The following is a 15,822-nucleotide window of genomic DNA, read 5'->3' as shown; positions in this document are numbered from 1 at the left end:
ATGGGGGCGCGTTGGTGCGCGGTTTCGGAAGGGCTGTAGCGGCGTTCGTGTGAGTGCCTGGCCTATTGTTGGGCCAGGCATTCGATGGCGAACTGTACCGGGTACGGGGCGGCCCGATAGGCCGGCGCCTCAATATCGCTCAGGTAGTAGCGCATGGCGCGGTCGCTGATCCCGATCAGCTGCGCCGCCTGCCGCTGCGATATGCCGGCATTCTCCAAGATCCCGCGCAGGTAGCGCGGGTCCGGGTTGTGGTTTGAAGCGTCTGGCCTCACAGCTCAATTTCTTCCAGGGGTGCGGTGACCGTGTGGTACTTCTTGTTTGAGTCGGCCTCGCCAGACTCTACCAGGGCCAGCCAGCCACGGCGGATGACAGCGATCTTTTCCGCAGCATCAGCAGACACAGCCAGATCAAATGCGCCGTCGGCGTATTGCTGCACGTACTCTGCTGTAGGCTCGGCGTAATCGTTCGCAGAATCGAAGGCGGCTTCGTAAAGTTCTACAGCATTCATGGTGTTTCTCCTTGGGTTCGCCGCGCCGTTGTGGCTGGCATGGGCTTAATATAGGCACATTGTTCCTATTGCGCAATAGGAACAATGTGCCGTTTGTCGCGGACCGATTGCGCCTGACAGTAGAATGCCCCGTTTCGCAACGAGGGGGTGGCGCATGCTGGTGATCAGGCTGAAGCAAGGGTGGACATTGAAGCTCGAGCGCAAGATCGGCGAAGTGGGCGGCTGGGGGTTGTGGGAGTTCCACCGCTCCGAGAGCACGTACCATACCGATAGTGGCCGCACGGCCTACCGCTTGGCGCGCATCAAGCCGTCGGACCCGAAAGATGGCCAAGCGGTGGAGGTTGTGCTGATGCAGTCTCCATCTGCGCCCGAAGAAGAATGGAGGCCGCAGGGCGCCGGGGCGGCTCAGCACGAGTCCGACCGCTAGGCGCGTTGGGCAATGGGCAATGGGCAATCAGTTGAGGCCCTCGTTCGGCGTTTCGGCCCACCGCTTCGGTGGCGGACTTCTACGGGCCAGCTTCAGCCGCCATGCCGGGCCGGCCGGTCTCTCAATATCGAGGCCGTGCAGAAACCCGACATGGGTTTCGGTGAAATCGACCCAGCGCGTGACCCGCAGATCGGCCTCGGGGCCGTAGTGATGGTTAATGCAGCCCAGTAACTGGTTGTCGACCACTGCAAACAGGTGACCTCCGCCACCGGTGGTGGCGATCAGCTGATCGCCCTCCAGCACCTCATATTCATAGTGCCAGCAGAACGTTCGCTCTGCCTCATCTCGGTGGCCGACGTAGAACTGATAGCGCTCAAACGCCACCAGCACGATCTGATTGCGCACATCCGTTGAAATTTCGCCGAACTGCAGCAGCTCGTTGGCCTTGTCACGAAGGTGCGGGTAGTGCTCTTCGGCTGCCCAGCGCCAGGCGTGCTCGTCGCGAAAGGCGGCCAGCCAGTGACTGACACCTCGGCGCTTGTGTTCCAGGCCGCATAGGTCCACGACCACCTCCGGTTTCAATCTTAAAGGGGCGGGCGGCTCCGGGTGCGCCAACACCCAGGCCGCCCGCCGAACCCGCAGACCACACCTGCAAGTCCAGCCAAGGCCCCCGCTTCGTGCACAAAGCGAACGGAGCCTAGCACTGTTTATTTATCCAGTAAAAGGCTTGCAAATGACAAACCCTATCATCCCTTGGATGGGCGGCAAGCGCCGTCTCGCTGACCGCTTGATCCCCCTGTTTCCCCCGCATGAGTGCTACGTCGAGGTGTTCGCCGGTGGCGCCGCACTTTTCTTCCAGCGGCCGCAGCCGGCGCCTGTAGAGGTGCTGAACGACATCAACGGCGATCTGGTGAGCCTCTACCGGGTGGTCCAGAACCACGTCGAGGAGTTCGTGCGGCAGTTCAAGTGGGCACTGTCCAGCCGTCAGTTGTTCGAGTGGCAGAAGATCACGCGGCCGGAGACGCTGACGGATATCCAGCGGGCCGCGCGCTTCTTCTACCTGCAGCACCATGCCTTCGGTGGCAAGGTCTCTGGGCAGACGTTCGGCACGGCCACCACTGGCCCGGCGCCGAACATCATGCGCATCGAGGAGAACCTCTCCGCGGCGTGGGCGCGGCTGGCCGGGGTGTACGTCGAGAACCTGCCATGGCTGGAGTGCGCCGAGCGCTACGACAGGGCGCACACCTTCCTGTATATGGACCCGCCATACTGGCAGACCGAGGGATACGGTGTGGACTTCCCCTTCGACCAGTACCTGGCGATGGCCGACTTCATGCGGCGATGCAAGGGGCGGGTGATGGTGAGCATCAACGATCATCCCGATATCCGAGAGGCGTTCGAGGGCTTCCACATGGAGCGCCTGGATATCCGCTACAGCAACACGAACCAGCGGCAGGGTGCGGCCGAGGTGACCGGCGAACTGGTGATCATGAACTGGTCGCCCGCCGCTCTCGGCGGGCTGTTTGATGGGCTCTGAACCGCTTGCTATGCGTCGACACCAGAGCGTTACTGGTGCCAGCCAAACGAACTGAGGAAGCCCGCATGACCCTGCCTGCACTGACCCCCGCCGCGCAAGAACAGCTCCGGGATATCGCCGAAAAGTTGCTGGGCGTAGAGACCCTGGATACCCGCCACTCGGACAGCCTGGATTTTCACGATCTGGCGGTCTGGTCGGTCAGGGCGGCGCTAGAGGCAGCCCACCGTGCAGGGCAGGAACCCCGGTGATAGCAAAGGAGAACCTCATGCAAAGCACTATCGAACAGAGCCTGGCCGATTACCTGAGCGGCTACACCCGCAACAACCCCGCCGGCCGAGACCACCTCATCAGCTACTCGGACTGGCAGCGAATGGCTCAGCTGGAACTGGATCGCCGCGCGAGCAGCCTGCTGTCGACCCTGCCGGACGCCGAACTACAGGCGATTGCCGAGGGCCAGGTCAGCCTGGCCGACATAGTGCGGGGCTTGCCTGCCTGACTCATCCGCCTGGGAAACGCCGCCCTTCGGGGCGGCGTTTTTCGTTTGGGGTTGGCCAGGCCAGGGCGCGGGAATGAAACGAGAGCGTGTTGGTCAGAGCCATAACCCCGCCGGGGCGGCCTCCAGCCTGTACCATTTTCTGTACCACTGGTGGCGCAGCCGGGCGTAATTCGGCGCGATTCTGCGCATACAGCCCTGATAAAATCGGCCTTGCTACGCCGTGACACGCTAAACCAATCGGCGGATAATGCCCGCTATTTTTTCGAGGCCCGCCGAGGCGGGCCGTGCCATCGAGAGCGGCTAGTGTGAGCGTTGCCGCCTGAGCCTGACAACCCTGGAGCGTCCGGTTTGATCGTCTTCCGTTATCTGTCCCGCGAGGTGCTGGTCACCCTGGGCGCGGTGAGTGCCGTGCTGCTGGTGATCATCATGAGCGGGCGTTTCATCAAGTACCTGGCCCAGGCCGCACAGGGCGTGCTGGACCCGGGTGTACTGTTCATGATCATGGGCTACCGCATGCCCGGCTTCCTCCAGCTGATCCTGCCGCTGGGACTGTTCCTCGGCATCCTGCTGGCCTACGGCCGGCTGTACCTGGACAGCGAGATGACCGTGCTGTCCGCCACCGGCATGAGCAACCGCCGCCTGCTCGGCTACACCATGGCGCCGGCCGCCATCGTCGCCGCGGTCGTCGCCTGGCTGAGTCTGGGCCTGGCGCCCCAGGGCGTGGCCGAGGTGGCCCGCATCTTCAACCAGCAGGACGCCCTGACCGAGTTCGACACCCTGGTGCCGGGCCGCTTCCAGGCCATGAAGGACGGCTCGCGGATGACCTACACCGAGGGCCTGTCCGAGGATCGCGGCCAGCTGGAAGGCGTGTTCATCACCGAGAAGCGGCCGAGCGCCAAGGACGGCAGCCAGCGCGGCATCACCGTGCTGGTGGCCGAGAAGGGCAGCCAGGTGATCCAGCCCGACGGCAGCCGCTACCTGATCCTGGAGAACGGCTACCGCTACGACGGCAACCCCGGCGAGGCCGACTATCGCGCCACCCAGTACGAGACCCACGGCGTGCTGCTGCCCAAGCCCAGCGTCAGCGCCGAGATCGGCGAGCGCGAAGCGATTCCCACCCGCGAGCTGATCGGCAGCGACCAGCCCCGGCATCAGGCCGAGCTGCAGTGGCGGCTGTCGATCCCGTTGCTGGTATTCGTCGTCACCCTGCTGGCGGTGCCGCTGGCCAAGGTCAACCCGCGCCAGGGCCGCTTCCTCAAGCTGCTGCCGGCGATCCTCCTGTACATGGCCTACCTGGCGCTGCTGATCGGCGCGCGCGGCCAGCTGGACAAGGGCAAGATCCCCATGCAGCTGGGGCTGTGGTGGGTGCATGTGCTGTTCCTGCTGATCGGCGCCGGTCTGTTCCTCTGGCAACCGCTGAAGCTCAGGCTGGCTAGCCGCCGCGCGACGCAGGAGGTGGCCCATGCATAAGCTCGATCGCTACATCGGCACCAGCGTCTTCTTCGCCATCGTCTCGGTGCTCGGCATCATCGTCGGCCTGGCCCTGCTGTTCGCCTTCATCGACGAGCTGGGCGACCTCAGCGACAGCTACGGCACCCTCCAGGCCCTGACCTACGTGATCATGACCCTGCCGCGGCGGGCCTACGAGATGTTGCCCATGGCGGCGCTGATCGGCTGCCTGATCGGCCTCGGCAGCCTGGCCAGCAACAGCGAACTGACCATCATGCGCGCCGCCGGCGTGTCGGTCGGTCGCATCGTCTGGGCGGTGATGAAGCCGATGCTGGTGCTGATGCTGGCCGGCGTGCTGATCGGCGAATACCTGGCGCCGTGGAGCGAGAACCAGGCCCAGGCCCACCGCGCGCTGGCCCAGGGCGGCGGCGAGGCACAGAGTTCCAAGCACGGCCTGTGGCATCGCCAGGGCCAGGAGTACGTGCACATCAACGCCGTGCAGCCCAACGGCAGGCTGGTCGGCGTGACCCGCTACCAGTTCGACGGCGAGCGCCGGCTGCAGTCCGCCAGCTTCGCCCGTCGCGCCGAGTACCAGGGCGATCACTGGCAGCTGGAGGGCGTGCAGACCACCCGCTTCCACGAGAACAGCACCGAGGTGGTGGAGGCGCCCGCCGAGCGCTGGGACATCGAACTCAACCCGCAGCTGCTCGGCACCGTGGTGCTGGAGCCGGAGGCGCTGTCGGTGACCGGCCTGTGGCGCTACATCCACTACCTGGCGGAGCAGGGCCTGAACAACGGCACCTACTGGCTGGCGTTCTGGACCAAGGTGCTGCAGCCGCTGGTGACTGCGGCGCTGGTGCTGATGGCGATTTCCTTCATCTTTGGCCCGCTGCGCTCGGTGACCCTCGGCCAGAGGGTGTTCACCGGCGTGCTGGTGGGCTTCGTGTTCCGCATCGCCCAGGACCTGCTGGGTCCGTCCAGCCTGGTGTTCGGCTTCTCGCCGCTGCTGGCGGTGGCTGTGCCGGCGACGATCTGCGCCCTGGCCGGGGTGTTCCTGCTGCGCCGGGCCGCCTAGGGCTGGTCGCGGTGCGCGCGGCCTGGGTGGTCCGCGCACCCCTATGGAAAGGCTGGGTAATGCCCTAATGCTGTTTAATCAGACGCGACCAGTTGTTGGGCCAACCCTGTAGGAGCGGACTTGTCCGCGAACGGGGCAGACAGCAAAGCTTCGCGGCCAATCGGAATGCCGCCCAGCCGCTCCCACGAGGGCAGCCATAAGTGAGCAGCATTAGGGCATTGCCGGCTTTTTTCTTTTCACGGCTCGCTCTGCTGTTCCATCTGCTGCAGGCGCTGCTGGTTCTGCGCGTTGACCTGATCGATCTGCTGCTTGAGCTGCTCCATCTGTTGCTGGGCCTGCTGTGCCTTGTCGGCCTGCAGCTTGGCGGTGGTGGCGGTGGCCGCGCCGCCGTCGCAGGCGGCGAGGGCGAGCAGGCTGGCGAGAAGCAGGGCGTTGCGCATGACGGTCTCCGGCGGAAGAAAGGCCCACCTTACCGAGACGGCCGCCGCCTTGCAGCGACCGCCGTCACCAATGGCTGAGGGCCGGTGGATGGGTGATGGTCAGCCGTAGCGGCGCGCGGCCTCGATGGCCAGGCCGCTGCCGATGCTGCCGAAGGTGTCGCCCTCAGCGACGCGGGCGTTGGGCAGCAAGTCGGCGACGCAGCGGCGCAGGGCCGGCACGCCGCTGGAGCCGCCGGTGAAGAACAGGGTGTCGACCTGCTCGTGGCTCACGCCGGCGCGGACCAGCAGTTCGTCGACGCCAGCGCGGATGCGCTCCAGCAGCTCGTCGATGGCCTGCTCGAACAGCGGCCGGTCGAGGTTTGCTTCTAAGCCATCCTCGATCCGCGCCAGGTCGATGCGGTGGGCTTCCCGCTCGGTCAGGGCGATCTTCGCTTCTTCCACCTGCATCGCCAGCCAGTGGCCGGCGCGCTGCTCGGTGAGGCGCAGCAGGCGGTCGATGCCGGTGGGATCGACGATGTCGTAGCGCATGTTCTTCAGCGCCAGCTGGGCCTTCTGCGCGTACACCGCGTTGATGGTGTGCCAGGTGGCGAGGTTGAGATGGTGGCTGGTGGGCATCAGCGCGTCGCTCTTCATCCGGCTGCCATAGCCGAACAGCGGCATGACGCCGTCCAGGCTGAGCTGCTTGTCGAAGTCGGTGCCGCCGATGTGCACGCCGCCGGTGGCCAGGATGTCGTCCTGGCGCTCGGCCTTCTCGCGGCGCTCCGGCGCCAGGCGCACCAGGGAGAAGTCCGAGGTGCCGCCGCCGATGTCGACGATCAGCACCAGTTCCTCGCGGGTCACGCTGCGCTCGTAGTCGAAGGCTGCGGCGATCGGCTCGAACTGGAAGGAGACGTCCTTGAAGCCCAGCTTGTGGGCGACCGCCAGCAGGGTGTTGGCGGCCTCGGCGTCGGCCTGCGGGTCGTCGTCGACGAAGAACACCGGGCGACCCAGCACCACCTGCTCGAACTCGCGTCCGGCCTGGCGCTCGGCGCGCCGCTTCAGCTCGCCGATGAAGAAGCCGAGCAGGTCGCGGAACGGCAGGGCGCTGCCCAGCACGGTGGTCTCGCTCTTCAGCAGCTTGGAGCCGAGCAGGCTCTTGAGGGCGCGCATCAGGCGTCCCTCGTAGCCCTCCAGGTATTCGCCCAGCGCCTGGCGGCCGTAGACCGGGCGGCGCTCCTCGGTGTTGAAGAAGATCACCGAGGGCAGGGTGATCTTGCCGTCCTCCAGTTCCAGCAGCGGTTCCACGCCCGGGCGCCACCAGCCGACGGTGGAGTTGGAGGTGCCGAAGTCGATGCCCAGGGCATTGGCGGGACGGGAATTCATGATGCGCTCCGGAAAAACGGCCGCGCATTCTATGTCAGTGCGCCGGTCGTTGCATGCCGCAGGTCGGCCTGTCGTGCTCGACGCCTTTAGACGCAAGTCCTAGGATGACTCGCAGGACCCGACGGAGAATGCGATGCCTGCCCGGTTGTTCGCCTGGCTGATGCTGGCCCTGCTGCCTGGCCTGGCGGTGGGCGAGTTGCGCCTGTACACCGAGGAGGCGCCGCCGACCAGCTTCCTGCGCGATGGCGAGCCGGACGGCTATGCGGTGGATCTGGTTCGCGAACTGTCCCGGCGCACCGGCAGTGATGCCCATATCGAACTGATCCCCTGGACGCGCGGCTACTACCTGGCCCGCCACGAGCCGGACATCGGGTTGTTCATGGTGGTGCGCACCCCCGAGCGCGAATCGGTGTTCCAGTGGGTCGGCCCGATCCTGCAGGGCACCACCCGCTTCTATTCGCTGAAGGACAGCGGCCTGCGCATCGAGAGCCTGGAGGCCGCTCGGCGCGCCGGCACCCTGGCGCTGCCCAAGCAGTGGTACACCTACGAGACCCTGGAGCGCATGGGCTTCACCAACCTGCACGGGGTGGCGAGCCCCCGGCTGATGGTGAGCATGCTCAAGCACGGGCGGGTCAAGCTGATCGCCACCGAGGACCTGTCTCTGCGCGAGGAGCTGGCCGGTGGCGGACTGACGCCGGACGAGGTGCAGGGGCACATGGCGTTCATGCAGTCAGACTACTACATCGCCTTCTCCGCGCGCACGGCGCCTGGCCGGGTCATGCGCTGGCAGCGGGAGCTGGAGGCCATGCGCCGCGACGGCAGCCTGGAGCGCATCCGCCAGCGCTGGCTGCCGCGTGCGGAGCGGTTCTGAGGGGTTATTCGTGGTGCTCGCTGCCGAGGAAGGTCAGCGAGCTGAACAGGCCCAGTTCCTCGATATCCGCATCGCCCTTCACCGGCAGGTAGAGCTGGGCGGCAATCACGTTCAGGCCCTCGTTGCGCACCTTCACCTCGGCATAGCCCTCGGCGTCGGTGGTGGCGCTGACCTCGTGGGGCATGCCGCGGTAGTCGCCGATCAGCTTCACGCCCTTGGCCGGCTTGCCCTCGGCCAGCACTCGGACGCGCAGCGGCTTGCCCGGGCCGACGGCGGTCGGGTCGCTCTGCGGCACGATGGCCAGGCGCAGCTTGTCCAGCTGCGGCAGCCTGGCGCCGGCCTGGAGGATCGCCAGGCTGTACTTGTAGGTGTGCAGGGAATGGGTGGAGTCCGGCACCTGGCTGCGGCCCTGGTTGACCCAGCTCTTGTCCGGCTTCTGCGACCAGGCGCCGTTGTCCAGGGCCACCGCCAGCACCGCGGGCGCGCGCAGGGGCTGCAGGCGGGCGTGGTCGTCCAGGCGCTGGACGCCGACCGGGATGGTCCGGCCGCCGGCGTCATAGGCCCAGGCGCCACTGACCTTGTGCGCCTTGAAGGCGTCGTCCTCGGCGCCGTGGCCGTAGATCACTTCGTGGTTGCCACGGCGCTGTTCGGTCCACAGACCGTGGGCGGAGGCCTGTCCGCAGAGGATCAGGCCGGCGAGCAGCAGGGGGAGGGGAGTACGCATCGGGAAGTCCTTTCGGTCAGAGGTCGAGGGTCAGGCTGAAACTGAGGTTGCGGGGTTCGCCGGGCAGTACCCAGACGCTGTTGTAGGTGCGTTCGTAGTACTTGCGGTCGAACAGGTTGTTGAGGTTGACGCCCAGGGTGACCTGCTCGCTGGCCTTGTAGTGGGCCAGCAGGTCGAGGGTCTCGTAGGCCGGCAGGCGGAAGTCGCTGCCGGCCTGGCCGGAGCGTTCGCCGACGTGGGTGACGGCGGCGCCGATGTCCGAGCCGCGCAGCGCGCCGTGCTGGAACTCGTAGACGGCCAGCAGGCTGCCGCTGTGGCGGGGGATGCCGAGCAGGTCGCTGCCGGCCGGGAGGGCGGCGTCGCCCTTGGTCACCTCGGCGTCGATGTAGGCGTAGGCGCCGATCAGGCGCAGGGCGTCGCTCAGCTGGCCGCTGAACTGCAGGTCCAGCCCGCGGCTGCGCGCTTCGCCGGCCGCCACGCTGTCGCCGAGGGCGTCGGTGGTGACGACGTTCTCCTTGTCGATGTGGAACAGCGCCACGCTGCCGCCCAGGCGGCCGTCGAGCAGGTCCAGCTTGAGCCCGGTCTCGTAGCCCAGGCCCTTCTCGGGCTGGTAGACCTCGCCGCGGCTGCCGATGGCGTTGGGCTTGAACGAGGTGCCGGCGTTGGCGAACAGGCCGACCTCGGGGACGAGCTGGTAGAGCAGGCCGATGCGCGGGGTGGCGACGTCCTTGCGTTGTTCGTTGGCGACGCCGCTGGCGCGGTTCAGCGAGCGCTGCTCGACCCGTTCCAGGCGCACGCCGAGCAGCCCGCGCAGGCGGTCGGTGAAGGCGACCTGGTCCTGCAGGTTCAGGGCGTAGCTCTCGGTGCGCTCGTGGAAGTCGTTGGGACGGGTGATCGGCGGCTTGGGCGTGCCGTAGACCGGCTTGCGAATGTTCAGCCCGTAGCTGGCCAGGGTCTCGCTCTGGGGATACTTCTGGCTGTTGCGGTAGTTCTCGTATTCCAGGCCGACCAGGCTCTGGTGCTGCCAGCCGGCCAGCTCGAAGCTGCCGTGCAGCTCGACCTGGGTGATGCTGTCGTTCCACTCGAAGTCGCGCTGGCGGTAGAAGCGGGTGAGGGTGTCGCCGATCAGCCGCTGCGGCTCGGAGCTGTCGCCGCGCAGATGGCCCTGGGTGTAGTGGCTGGCCAGGCGCAGCTTCCAGCCTTCGTCGAGGTGGCGCTCCAGGGCCAGGTCCAGGGTCTGGTTGTCGTTGCGGACGTCGCCGTCGTTGGGTTCGCCGAAGAAGGCGGAGCGGCGCACCGTGCCCAGCTCGCCGCCGACCGCCGGCAGGCCGCGGTCGAACACGGATTCGGTGCGGGCGAACTCGGCGTCGAGCTGCAGCAGGGTGTCCGCGTCGAGCTGCCAGCTCAGCGAAGGCGTGACCACCTGGCGGCGGTTGCCCACGTGGTCGCGGAAGCTGCCGTTGTCCTCGACCGCCAGGTTGATCCGCGACAGCAGGCTGCCGTCCTCGCTCAGCGGGGTGTTGGCGTCCAGGCTGGCGCGGTAGCGGTCCCAGCTGCCGGCGCTCAGGTTGAGCCGGCTGAACGCCTCGGCCTGGGGCTTCTTGCCGACGATATTGACCAGCCCGCCGGGGTCGCCGCGACCGTATAGGCTGGCCGAGGGCCCCTTGAGCACCTCGATGCGCTCGATGCCGGAGGCGTCCGGCGCGCTGTAGCTGCCCCGGTTGATGGCGAAGCCGTTGCGGTACAGCTCACCGGTGGTGAAGCCGCGCACGCTGTAGTTGAGGAAGGTGAGGCCGCCGAAGTTGTTCTGCCGCGACACGCCGCCGGCGAAGTCCAGGGCGCGGTCGATGCGCGTGGTGTTGAGGTCTTCAAGCACCTGCGCCGGCACCACCTCGATGCTCTGCGGCGTGTCGCGGATATCGACGTCGCTGCGGGTGGCGGTGGCCGAGCGGGTGGCACGGTAGCCGTCGACGGGGCCGGTGGCGCTCTCGTAGCGGTCGCCGCTGATGGTCACGCTCTCCAGCTGCACGGCCTCCTGCGCCACGGCGCCCTGCATGACCAGGGAGGATATTACTATCGATATGTAGATGAGCTTTTTCATGCTGCTTTCCTATATAGATGTAATAACATAACAAAATAAAATCGAAGAAATCCAGCTCCCGCAGCGACAGGTGGGCAGGCTTGTGAATGGTGTCCCGGTATGCGCCCTGCATGAAGAAGGGCCGGGGTACTTGGCTGGTTTTGTAGTTTTGCTACATAATTGGTCCGACCAAAAGTACGACGAACCAGCCGTGGCGCCTTTCATGCACAGAGCTTCACATCACGATCTTCGCGCGCAGTTCCGCGCGCTTCTCGACTCGAATGCCTGCTATCACACCGCGTCGGTGTTCGACCCCATGTCCGCGCGGATCGCCGCCGACCTCGGCTTCGAGGTCGGCATCCTGGGCGGTTCTGTAGCTTCACTACAAGTTCTGGCCGCGCCCGATTTCGCTCTGATCACCCTCAGCGAGTTCGTCGAGCAGGCTTCCCGCATCGGCCGGGTGGCGCGGCTGCCGGTGATCGCCGACGCCGACCACGGCTACGGCAACGCGCTCAACGTGATGCGCACGGTGACCGAGCTGGAGCGCGCCGGGATCGCCGCCCTGACTCTCGAGGACACGCTGCTGCCGGCCCAGTTCGGGCGCAAGTCGACCGACCTGATCGGCGTCGCCGAGGGCGTCGGCAAGATCCGCGCGGCGCTGGAGGCGCGCATGGACCCGGCGCTGTCGATCATCGCCCGCACCCATGCCGGCGTGCTGGAGGTCGATGAGGTGATCCACCGCACCCGCGCCTACCAGGAGGCGGGCGCCGACGCCATCTGCATGGTGGGCGTGCGCGACTTCGCCCACCTGGAGCTGATCGCCGAGAACCTCAATGTGCCGCTGATGCTGGTCAGCTACGGCAACCCGCTGCTGCGCGACGATGCCCGCCTGGCCAGCCTCGGCGTGCGCATCGTGGTCGACGGCCACGCCGCCTACTTTGCCGCGATCAAGGCCACCTACGACTGCCTGCGCGAGCAGCGCGGGATCGCCGCCAGCGACCTCAACGCCACCGAGCTGACGCACAAGTACACCCAGCCCGAGGACTACATCGTCTGGGCGCGCGAGTACATGAACGTCAAGGAATAGCGGTCGCCTCGTCGATCAGGCGCTGCAGCGAGCCGTCCTCGCGCATCTCCCGCAGCGCCTGGTCGAAGCGCAGCAGCAGGTCCTGGCGCCGGGCCTGCTTGGCGAACACGAGGTAGGTGGGGTTGATGCTCAGCGGTCGCGGCAGCGGCTGGAGTTGTTCCAGCCCGTCCTGTTCCAGCAGCCGCCTGGCGGCCATCTCGATGACGACCACGGCGTCCAGCCGGCCGGACGCCAGCTTGCGCAGGTTGGCCTCGTCGGAGCTGCCCGGCTGGGCGTCGATGCGCCCCTCCCGCACCGCCCGGTCGAAGTCGTCGGTGTAGCTCCAGCCGCGGATCACGCCGATCCGGCGGCCGTGCAGGTCCTCGATGCTGCGGAAGTCGAACGCCCGGTCGCGCCGCACGTAGAGCACCAGGCGCTCCTCGTAGATCGGCGCGGAATAATCGAAGACCCGCAGCCGCTCGGTGTTGCGGTAGATGCCGCCGATGCCCACCTCGCCGGCGGCGCCCTTGAGCAGGGCGCGCTTCCAGGGCATGGCCTGCAGGCTCAGGGGCTCGCCGAGGCGGGCGAACACCGCCTCCAGCATCGCGGGATACAGCCCCCGGGCCTGGCCGTCGTGCAGGTACATGAACGGCGGATTGGCGTTGTCGATGGCGACCAGGGTTTCGGCGCGGGCCAGCAGCGCACAGCAGCCCAGCGCGAGGGCCGCGAGCAGACGAGAGCAGGGCATCGACGGACTCCTTCCGCTGTTCCTTCCAGCATAGTCCGGCGTCGCGCTTGCATTCGGGCCGGCGGGCGCCCATATCTTCAGGACCAACCCCTATCCGGAGGTCATCATGGCCGGAGGCTGGACCAACGACGATGCGGTACAGGAGCAGATCGACAGCAGCATCGAGGACGCGGTGGCCCGCGCCCGCAGCCAGTTGCCCCGGGGCGAGAGCCTGAGCCGCTGCGAGGAGTGCGATGCGCCGATCCCCCAGGCCCGCCGCGAGGCGGTGCCCGGCGTGCGCCTGTGCGTGAAGTGCCAGGCCGAGCACGACAGGGAGCAGGCGGCGTTCAGCGGCTACAACCGGCGCGGCAGCAAGGACAGCCAGCTGCGCTGAGCCGGCGTCACAGCAGCGGACGTTCCGCGCGGATCATCAGCAGGCCCTCGCACTGGCCGTTGTTGCCCGAGTAGGCGGCGCAGCGCTCGCCGCCCAGCGAGGAGCCGCCGTAGGAGAGCTTCAGCGCGTTGCCGCCCCAGGCCCGCGTCAGGTTAAGCGACCAGTCGCCGAAGGAGCGCACCTGGGCGCCGGAACCCAGCCTGACCGGGTTGTCCAGGCGGTGTGCGCCATATTGCAGGGTCATGCCCAGGTCGAGCGGGCGGGGCAGGGCGAGGTCCAGCAGCAGGTTGCCGTCCTGGCGCCCCGGGCGGTCGGCGACGGCGAGGCCGAAGCGGCTCTCCAGCAGGGTCAGGCCGGCGTAGTACTGGTTGTGGTCGAGGCCGTCGACGCCGAGGCGGCTGTAGCGGATCAGCCCCACTTCGTAGCCGAGGCGGTCGTCCAGCGGGCGCCGCAGGCCGGCGTAGGCGTCCAGCTGCGGCAGACCGCCGTCGAGCAGGCCCATGCTCGGCGCCCAGCCGCCGAAGTACCAGCCGTCCTCGCGGCTGAGGTCCAGGCCACCGTGGAAGGTGCCGCTGGCGCTGGGCTGGATCAGGCCCTGGGCCATGCTGCGGGTCGGCTGGGTGGCGAGGCGCAGGTCGTAGCCGGCGAGTTCGCGTTCCATCACGTAGGCCTGCGCGCTGGCGCAGGCGAGCAGCGCGAGGCTGCCCAGCAGGAGTCTTCGAATGTGCATAGCGGATTCCCCATGATGCTGTCGCTGGCAGAAGCGAGGTGATCGGGGCGGGCTCTCTGGGGCGCCTCGCCATGGTGGAAGTGGCTTTCTAGAGCGGTCCGAGAATAACCGCGGAGGTCTGGCGCGGGCGTCCGTTCGTCGATTGGCGGAGCTGGATCGACGTGCGGTCGGCTCGTGGGACATTGCCGGGACGGGGTGATACTTGCGAAGCTAACGAAGTTTTTCGCCCGCCGGAGTCTCCATGCTGTCCTCCATCCTCGCCACCTTGCTGCCGGTGTTCCTCATCGCCGGTTGCGGGGCTCTCTATGGCCGTTTCCGCAGCCCGGACATCCGCCAGCTCAACACGCTGAACATGGAGCTGTTCGTGCCTCTGCTGGTGTTCGTGGTGCTGGCCGAGCGCCAGGCGCCGCTGCAGGACTATGCCGGCCTGGCGCTGGCCGGCGCCGGGGTGGTGCTGGGCTCGGGCCTGCTGCTGTGGCCGCTGGCGCGCCTGTTCCGGCTGGACTTCCGCACCTTCCTGCCGCCGATGATGTTCAGCAACGCCGGCAACATGGGCCTGCCACTGATGGTGCTGGCGTTCGGCGAGCAGGCGTTGCCGGCGGCGGTGGTGCTGTTCGTGGTGGAGATGCTGCTGCACTTCTCGGTGGGCCTGCACATGCTCGACCGCCATGCGCCGCTGTGGCGCCTGCTGCGGGTGCCGGTGGTGATCGCCAGCGTCGCCGGTCTGGCCGTCAACCTGGGCGGCGTGCCGCTGCCGGGCTGGCTGCTGGAGGCCTGCCGCATGCTCGGCGAGATCAGCATCCCGCTGATGCTGTTCGCCCTCGGTGTGCGCATGCTCGACGTGGATTTCGGCGCGTGGCGCATCGGGTTGCTTGGCGCCGTGGCCTGCCCGGCGAGCGGTCTGCTGCTGGCCTGGCCGCTGGCCCATCTGCTGGACCTGCAGGGCGTGCAGCTGGCCACCCTCTGGCTGTTCGCCGCGCTGCCGCCGGCGGTGCTCAACTACATGGTCGCCGAGCAGTACCGCCAGGAGCCGCACAAGGTCGCGGCGCTGGTGCTGATCGGCAATCTGGGCAGTGTGGCCGTGATGCCGCTGGTGCTGGCCGTGTTGTTCGCGGCTGGCTACGGCAAGTGACGCTCAGGGCCAGCGGCGGATGCGCAGGGGCGGCACGCCCGCCAGGGCCATGCTGGCGCCGAGCAGGCCGAGCAGCAGGGTGCTGCCCCAGAGCGCGCCGGCGTCGTCGATGACCGCGCTGCTGACTGGGGAATCCGGCAGGTAGCGCACGTTCACCGGCATGCCCAGCTGGTAGCCGAAGACCAGCCCGGACTGGGCGTAGGAGACGGTGTTGCCGCGCTCGTCGACGAAATCGATCAGCGGCTGCGAGCCGTTGGCGTCGAGGGCGCTGACCTGGCCCGAGGCGGACTTGGCCGTCTGCAGGAAGTCGAGGCGCTGGGAAAAGGTATGAGCGGCTGCCAGTAGCAGCAACGCACCGATCAGGGCGAACGGCATGCCCCTGGAACGGGAGAGAGAAGGCGAGGCCATGGGGACCGAGCTCCTGTCGTCCAAGGATGAGGTGACTCAGGGTAGTGGGGTCGCGGCGGACTTACCGTGACGGCGCTCACAGCCATGCGGGAACGGGAAGTATTCCCGGGCCCCTCGGAACCCGTTCGAAGTCTTGCGAGGGGGAGAGAAACGAGGCTCTGTCCACGTGAGTTATTGCACACCTTGTGGGAGCGGATTCATCCGCGAATGTCGCGGCCAATCGGAATGCCGCCCAGCCGCTTCCACAAAAGCAGAATGACGCCACCAACCCGTAACGGGTACATGTCCAAAACAAGGCGAAAGTGGCTGAGGAAGCAGCGTTTACGAGTGGTAAATGAGCATGACTCGCTCTGCTCACCCTTCTGACCGCGCTAAAGCGCGTTAGCAGCAAGCTGC

At 67.2% G+C, this 15,822-nt stretch carries 20 protein-coding genes; 10 read left to right on the top strand and 10 right to left on the bottom strand.

Annotated features, from left to right (window positions below; translation table 11 throughout):
* Nucleotides 1–62: 62 nt before the first annotated feature.
* A complete protein-coding gene (locus tag N5D30_RS07925) occupies nt 63–272 on the bottom strand; it encodes a helix-turn-helix transcriptional regulator (protein WP_279908503.1) in 210 nt (69 codons plus the stop codon).
* Nucleotides 269–508 carry a hypothetical protein gene (locus N5D30_RS07920; protein ID WP_279908502.1) on the bottom strand — a complete coding sequence of 80 codons (240 nt, stop codon included), beginning with the start codon at nt 506–508 and terminating at the stop codon, nt 269–271. The genes N5D30_RS07925 and N5D30_RS07920 overlap by 4 nt, the downstream gene beginning before the upstream one ends.
* Before the next feature lie 154 nt (nt 509–662).
* On the opposite strand from N5D30_RS07920, the gene N5D30_RS07915 reads away from it, so the two are divergent.
* The gene (locus N5D30_RS07915) at nt 663–935 is read left to right on the top strand and encodes a hypothetical protein (protein WP_279908501.1); all 273 of its coding nucleotides are present in this window, start codon (nt 663–665) and stop codon (nt 933–935) included.
* A gap of 27 nt (nt 936–962) precedes the next feature.
* On the opposite strand, the gene N5D30_RS07910 is transcribed toward N5D30_RS07915, so the two are convergent.
* Nucleotides 963–1,499 (bottom strand): hypothetical protein, encoded by a 537-nt coding sequence (locus tag N5D30_RS07910; RefSeq protein ID WP_279908500.1) that lies wholly within the window; start codon nt 1,497–1,499, stop codon nt 963–965.
* Between the two features lie 169 nt (nt 1,500–1,668).
* Here N5D30_RS07910 and N5D30_RS07905 point away from each other — a divergent pair, with 169 nt between their 5' ends.
* The 5 genes from N5D30_RS07905 (at nt 1,669) to lptG (ending at nt 5,492) form a co-directional block, all read left to right on the top strand.
* Nucleotides 1,669–2,472: a DNA adenine methylase gene (locus tag N5D30_RS07905; protein WP_279908499.1), complete on the top strand. Its 804-nt coding sequence runs from the start codon at nt 1,669–1,671 to the stop codon at nt 2,470–2,472.
* A 65-nt stretch (nt 2,473–2,537) separates the two neighbouring features.
* The gene (locus tag N5D30_RS07900) at nt 2,538–2,720 is read left to right on the top strand and encodes a hypothetical protein (protein ID WP_279908498.1); all 183 of its coding nucleotides are present in this window, start codon (nt 2,538–2,540) and stop codon (nt 2,718–2,720) included.
* A 17-nt stretch (nt 2,721–2,737) separates the two neighbouring features.
* Nucleotides 2,738–2,968, top strand: a complete 231-nt coding sequence (locus N5D30_RS07895) for a hypothetical protein (protein ID WP_279908497.1) — start codon at nt 2,738–2,740, stop codon at nt 2,966–2,968.
* Between the two features lie 348 nt (nt 2,969–3,316).
* Nucleotides 3,317–4,438, top strand: coding sequence for an LPS export ABC transporter permease LptF (gene lptF, locus N5D30_RS07890; RefSeq protein WP_279908496.1), 1,122 nt, complete (start codon nt 3,317–3,319; stop codon nt 4,436–4,438).
* The gene (gene lptG, locus N5D30_RS07885; protein WP_279908495.1) at nt 4,431–5,492 is read left to right on the top strand and encodes an LPS export ABC transporter permease LptG; all 1,062 of its coding nucleotides are present in this window, start codon (nt 4,431–4,433) and stop codon (nt 5,490–5,492) included. Before lptF ends, lptG begins: the two co-directional genes overlap by 8 nt.
* A gap of 236 nt (nt 5,493–5,728) precedes the next feature.
* On the opposite strand, the gene N5D30_RS07880 is transcribed toward lptG, so the two are convergent.
* Both N5D30_RS07880 and N5D30_RS07875 read right to left on the bottom strand, forming a co-directional pair.
* Nucleotides 5,729–5,932, bottom strand: coding sequence for a hypothetical protein (locus N5D30_RS07880; RefSeq protein WP_279908494.1), 204 nt, complete (start codon nt 5,930–5,932; stop codon nt 5,729–5,731).
* A 99-nt stretch (nt 5,933–6,031) separates the two neighbouring features.
* Nucleotides 6,032–7,294, bottom strand: a complete 1,263-nt coding sequence (locus N5D30_RS07875) for an Hsp70 family protein (RefSeq protein WP_279908493.1) — start codon at nt 7,292–7,294, stop codon at nt 6,032–6,034.
* 133 nt (nt 7,295–7,427) lie between these two features.
* Between N5D30_RS07875 and N5D30_RS07870 the strand changes: the two genes are divergently transcribed.
* Nucleotides 7,428–8,165, top strand: a complete 738-nt coding sequence (locus N5D30_RS07870; RefSeq protein ID WP_279908492.1) for a transporter substrate-binding domain-containing protein — start codon at nt 7,428–7,430, stop codon at nt 8,163–8,165.
* Nucleotides 8,166–8,169: 4 nt separating this feature from the next.
* On the opposite strand, the gene N5D30_RS07865 is transcribed toward N5D30_RS07870, so the two are convergent.
* Nucleotides 8,170–8,889, bottom strand: a complete 720-nt coding sequence (locus tag N5D30_RS07865) for a DUF4198 domain-containing protein (protein WP_279908491.1) — start codon at nt 8,887–8,889, stop codon at nt 8,170–8,172.
* 16 nt (nt 8,890–8,905) lie between these two features.
* The gene (locus N5D30_RS07860; RefSeq protein WP_279908692.1) at nt 8,906–10,945 is read right to left on the bottom strand and encodes a TonB-dependent siderophore receptor; all 2,040 of its coding nucleotides are present in this window, start codon (nt 10,943–10,945) and stop codon (nt 8,906–8,908) included.
* Nucleotides 10,946–11,192: 247 nt separating this feature from the next.
* Between N5D30_RS07860 and N5D30_RS07855 the strand changes: the two genes are divergently transcribed.
* On the top strand, nt 11,193–12,056 hold the full coding sequence (locus tag N5D30_RS07855) for an oxaloacetate decarboxylase (RefSeq protein ID WP_279903550.1): 864 nt from the start codon (nt 11,193–11,195) through the stop codon (nt 12,054–12,056).
* On the opposite strand, the gene N5D30_RS07850 is transcribed toward N5D30_RS07855, so the two are convergent.
* On the bottom strand, nt 12,046–12,783 hold the full coding sequence (locus N5D30_RS07850; RefSeq protein ID WP_279908489.1) for a transporter substrate-binding domain-containing protein: 738 nt from the start codon (nt 12,781–12,783) through the stop codon (nt 12,046–12,048). The two genes, N5D30_RS07855 and N5D30_RS07850, sit on opposite strands and share 11 nt — an antisense overlap.
* Nucleotides 12,784–12,889: 106 nt before the next feature.
* Here N5D30_RS07850 and N5D30_RS07845 point away from each other — a divergent pair, with 106 nt between their 5' ends.
* Complete coding sequence (locus N5D30_RS07845; RefSeq protein WP_220811035.1) at nt 12,890–13,156, top strand: DksA/TraR family C4-type zinc finger protein; 267 nt, start codon at nt 12,890–12,892, stop codon at nt 13,154–13,156.
* Nucleotides 13,157–13,163: 7 nt separating this feature from the next.
* Here the strand turns inward: N5D30_RS07845 and N5D30_RS07840 are convergent, their stop codons facing one another.
* Nucleotides 13,164–13,886, bottom strand: a complete 723-nt coding sequence (locus tag N5D30_RS07840; protein WP_279908487.1) for a TorF family putative porin — start codon at nt 13,884–13,886, stop codon at nt 13,164–13,166.
* Nucleotides 13,887–14,127: 241 nt separating this feature from the next.
* Between N5D30_RS07840 and N5D30_RS07835 the strand changes: the two genes are divergently transcribed.
* A complete protein-coding gene (locus tag N5D30_RS07835) occupies nt 14,128–15,018 on the top strand; it encodes an AEC family transporter (RefSeq protein ID WP_279908486.1) in 891 nt (296 codons plus the stop codon).
* 3 nt (nt 15,019–15,021) lie between these two features.
* Here N5D30_RS07835 and N5D30_RS07830 read toward each other — a convergent pair whose 3' ends face one another.
* On the bottom strand, nt 15,022–15,426 hold the full coding sequence (locus tag N5D30_RS07830; protein WP_220811032.1) for a DUF3592 domain-containing protein: 405 nt from the start codon (nt 15,424–15,426) through the stop codon (nt 15,022–15,024).
* Nucleotides 15,427–15,822: the final 396 nt, after the last annotated feature.

This window comes from Pseudomonas sp. GD03875 (genome assembly GCF_029840585.1).
Classification (GTDB): Bacteria; Pseudomonadota; Gammaproteobacteria; order Pseudomonadales; family Pseudomonadaceae; genus Aquipseudomonas; species Aquipseudomonas paralcaligenes.
This window is presented reverse-complemented; position numbering and strand designations above follow the sequence as displayed.

Excerpts from the sequence above, each read along its gene's own strand:
- N5D30_RS07850 (WP_279908489.1), bottom strand. The coding sequence starts at position 12,783 with ATGCCCTGCTCTCGTCTGCTCGCGGCCCTCGCGCTGGGCTGCTGTGCG.
- N5D30_RS07840 (WP_279908487.1), bottom strand. The coding sequence starts at position 13,886 with ATGCACATTCGAAGACTCCTGCTGGGCAGCCTCGCGCTGCTCGCCTGC.
- N5D30_RS07830 (WP_220811032.1), bottom strand. The coding sequence starts at position 15,426 with ATGGCCTCGCCTTCTCTCTCCCGTTCCAGGGGCATGCCGTTCGCCCTG.
- N5D30_RS07855 (WP_279903550.1), top strand. The coding sequence starts at position 11,193 with ATGCACAGAGCTTCACATCACGATCTTCGCGCGCAGTTCCGCGCGCTT.
- N5D30_RS07875 (WP_279908493.1), bottom strand. The coding sequence starts at position 7,294 with ATGAATTCCCGTCCCGCCAATGCCCTGGGCATCGACTTCGGCACCTCC.
- N5D30_RS07845 (WP_220811035.1), top strand. The coding sequence starts at position 12,890 with ATGGCCGGAGGCTGGACCAACGACGATGCGGTACAGGAGCAGATCGAC.
- N5D30_RS07915 (WP_279908501.1), top strand. The coding sequence starts at position 663 with ATGCTGGTGATCAGGCTGAAGCAAGGGTGGACATTGAAGCTCGAGCGC.
- N5D30_RS07880 (WP_279908494.1), bottom strand. The coding sequence starts at position 5,932 with ATGCGCAACGCCCTGCTTCTCGCCAGCCTGCTCGCCCTCGCCGCCTGC.
- N5D30_RS07870 (WP_279908492.1), top strand. The coding sequence starts at position 7,428 with ATGCCTGCCCGGTTGTTCGCCTGGCTGATGCTGGCCCTGCTGCCTGGC.
- lptG (WP_279908495.1), top strand. The coding sequence starts at position 4,431 with ATGCATAAGCTCGATCGCTACATCGGCACCAGCGTCTTCTTCGCCATC.
- N5D30_RS07900 (WP_279908498.1), top strand. The coding sequence starts at position 2,538 with ATGACCCTGCCTGCACTGACCCCCGCCGCGCAAGAACAGCTCCGGGAT.
- N5D30_RS07835 (WP_279908486.1), top strand. The coding sequence starts at position 14,128 with ATGCTGTCCTCCATCCTCGCCACCTTGCTGCCGGTGTTCCTCATCGCC.
- N5D30_RS07895 (WP_279908497.1), top strand. The coding sequence starts at position 2,738 with ATGCAAAGCACTATCGAACAGAGCCTGGCCGATTACCTGAGCGGCTAC.
- N5D30_RS07920 (WP_279908502.1), bottom strand. The coding sequence starts at position 508 with ATGAATGCTGTAGAACTTTACGAAGCCGCCTTCGATTCTGCGAACGAT.
- N5D30_RS07905 (WP_279908499.1), top strand. The coding sequence starts at position 1,669 with ATGACAAACCCTATCATCCCTTGGATGGGCGGCAAGCGCCGTCTCGCT.
- N5D30_RS07865 (WP_279908491.1), bottom strand. The coding sequence starts at position 8,889 with ATGCGTACTCCCCTCCCCCTGCTGCTCGCCGGCCTGATCCTCTGCGGA.
- N5D30_RS07860 (WP_279908692.1), bottom strand. The coding sequence starts at position 10,945 with ATGCAGGGCGCCGTGGCGCAGGAGGCCGTGCAGCTGGAGAGCGTGACC.